This is a genomic window from Streptomyces alkaliphilus (assembly GCF_014141535.1).
In the GTDB taxonomy this organism is placed as follows: Bacteria; Actinomycetota; Actinomycetes; order Streptomycetales; family Streptomycetaceae; genus Streptomyces; species Streptomyces alkaliphilus.
Map to the genome: position 1 here is coordinate 1 of NZ_VKHT01000787.1, position 2422 is coordinate 2422.

Below are 2422 nucleotides of genomic sequence, written 5' to 3' on the forward strand. Positions count from 1 at the left end.
CGTCCCGGTCCCTCCCCCCTCACCACCGTGGACGGGACCGGGGACGGGGACCCCCTCCCGGCGGCCCGGGCCCGCGCGGCCTGAGCGCGGGCCGCTCAGGTGCCCGCGGCGGCCCGGACCCGCAGGACGGTCGACGGGTCGTCGAGCACGGGCTGCCAAGCGAGTTCGGCGGCGCCCACCAGGCTGCCGTGGTCGAGGGTGCCGGGGACGATGGATACGCTGCCGCTGCGCCCCCACAGGCTGTGGTCGGCGACGCCCGCCCGCAGACGCCCGGGGTCGGCCTCCAGCAGGGCGCGGTGCAATCCGCCCAGGACGATCCGGTCCGGGTTGAGGATGTTCACCAGTCCGGCGAGGCCCCGGGCCAGACGGTCGATCAGGGCCCGGGTCGCGCCGCGCGCGTTCTCGTCGGCGGTGCCGGCCGGGCCCGCGGCACGGGCCAGCGCACATGCCTGGTCCAGCAGCGAACCGTCGGGGCCCGGTTCCCGGCCCGCCGCCTCCAACAGGGCCATCGGATCGGTCTCCACGTCCAGACAGCCCCGGCTGCCGCAGTGACAGGGGCGACCGGCGGGATCGACGGTGAGGTGTCCCACCTCGAGGGCCAGGCCGGCGCTGCCGGTGTGGAGACGGCCGTCGAGCACCAGGGCGCCGCCGACCCCGCGATGACCGGTGGCCACGCACAGCAGGTCGCGGGCCCCGTGGCCGGCCCCGTGCCGGTGCTCGGCCAGGGCGGCGAGGTTGACGTCGTTGCCGCAGAACCCGGTGACGGGCACCCCGGCCTCCTCCAGGCAACGGGTGAAGATCTCCCGGACCGGTGAGCCGGCCGGCCAGCGCAGGTGGAGGGGGTTGAGTGCGATGCCGTCCGGCTCGGTGACGGCCGAGGGCACGGCCAGCCCCGCTCCCACACACCGCCGTCCGGTGGCCCGCAGCAGCGCCGCCCCGGCCGCGACGGCCTCGGTGAGCGCCACGGCGGGGTCGGGGTGCACCTCGCCGCAGGCCGGGGCGGTGGCGACGATCCGACCTCCCAGCCCGACCAGGGCCACCCGGAAGCCATCGGCGTGGATCTGGGCGGCCAGCGCCACCGGACCGTCGTCGGCGATGGTCAGGCGGTGCGAGGGGCGCCCCTGGGAACCCGCGGCGGCCCCGGGGCGGGCGTCGACGGTGATCAGACCGAGGGTCTGCAACTCCCCGGCGACCGCGCCGGCGGTGGCCCGGGTGACGCCCAGTTCGGTGGTGAGCACGGCCCGGGTGGGCGCCCGGCCGGTGTGCACCAGTTCCAGGGCGGGTCCGAGGGCGTTGCGGCCTCTCTCCGGTTTGGTACGCGAGGTGGTCACGGGCCCATTCTCGCTTTGTCACCCTCATGAACAAAACGGCGGGTGTCCGCTTCCCGACCCCGTGCTCACGGTCGGGGGTTGGGCACGGGGGAACCCGCTGACAGAATCCGGGCATGGACATCAGGCTGCGGGACACGGACACCCTGATCGACATCCTGGCCGAGGAGGGCGAGGCGTTGCGCACGGCCGCCGCCCTGGCCGGCCCGGACGCCACCGTGCCCACCTGCCCCGGTTGGCGGGTGCGGGAACTGGTGCGCCACCAGGGTCGCGTGCACCGCTGGGCCCACGGGCTGATCGCGGGGGAGGCCCCCGTGGCGGGGGGTTCGTCCGTCGTACCGGCGCCGGCGCCGGACGAGGAACCCGGGGAGTGGTACGACGCCGGCCTCCGGGACCTGGTGGCGCGCCTGCGCGCGCTCGATCCCGCCGCCGAACTCTGGACCTTCCTGCCGGGCTCGCCCTCCGCCCGACACTTCTGGGCACGCCGCCAGGCGCACGAGACGACCGTGCACCGGGTCGACGCCGAACTCGCCGCCGGTCGACGCCCGTCCCCCGTGGGAGCGGCCCCGGCCCTGGACGGCATCGACGAGTTGCTGACCGGCTTCCACGCCGGGAATCGCAGCCGGGCCCGTTCGGAGAAGCCCGTGACGCTGGGACTGCGGGTCTCCGACGTGCCGGGGGCCGAGTGGACGGTGCGGCTGTCCACCGAACCACCTGGGGTGATCGGTCCCGACACGGAGGACGACACCTCCGGGGCCGGGGAGGTCGATTGCCTGGTCACCGGCCCCGCCTCCCGGTTGTTCCTGCTGCTGTGGAACCGGGACACGGTGGACGGTCCCGAGACGGCCCCCGACCCCGCGGGCCCCCTGACCCTCGAAGGCGATGCCGGTCCCGCCCGGCTGTGGCGGGATACCGGCGGTGTCTGACCGCTCCCCGGCGAACGGGGGCGGGACGCCTTCCTCGCCGTCCGCCCCACCGGGGCGGACGGTCCACGACGGGCTCCCGGGGCGGATCCCCGCCCGATCGACCGCGGAAGGCATCGGACGCCGTGAGCGCGGCCCGCGGGGGACGGGACCGACCCACCTCTCCCCACC

2 protein-coding genes are annotated in these 2422 nt (G+C 76.2%); one reads left to right on the top strand and one right to left on the bottom strand.

From position 1 onward, the window contains the following. Positions 1 to 95: 95 nt before the first annotated feature. The gene (locus tag FNQ90_RS19760; RefSeq protein WP_182607592.1) at positions 96 to 1331 is read right to left on the bottom strand and encodes an ROK family protein; all 1236 of its coding nucleotides are present in this window, start codon (positions 1329 to 1331) and stop codon (positions 96 to 98) included. A gap of 113 nt (positions 1332 to 1444) precedes the next feature. Between FNQ90_RS19760 and FNQ90_RS19765 the strand changes: the two genes are divergently transcribed. Further along, positions 1445 to 2254, top strand: a complete 810-nt coding sequence (locus tag FNQ90_RS19765) for a maleylpyruvate isomerase family mycothiol-dependent enzyme (RefSeq protein ID WP_182607593.1) — start codon at positions 1445 to 1447, stop codon at positions 2252 to 2254. The last annotated feature ends 168 nt before the right edge of the window (positions 2255 to 2422 follow it).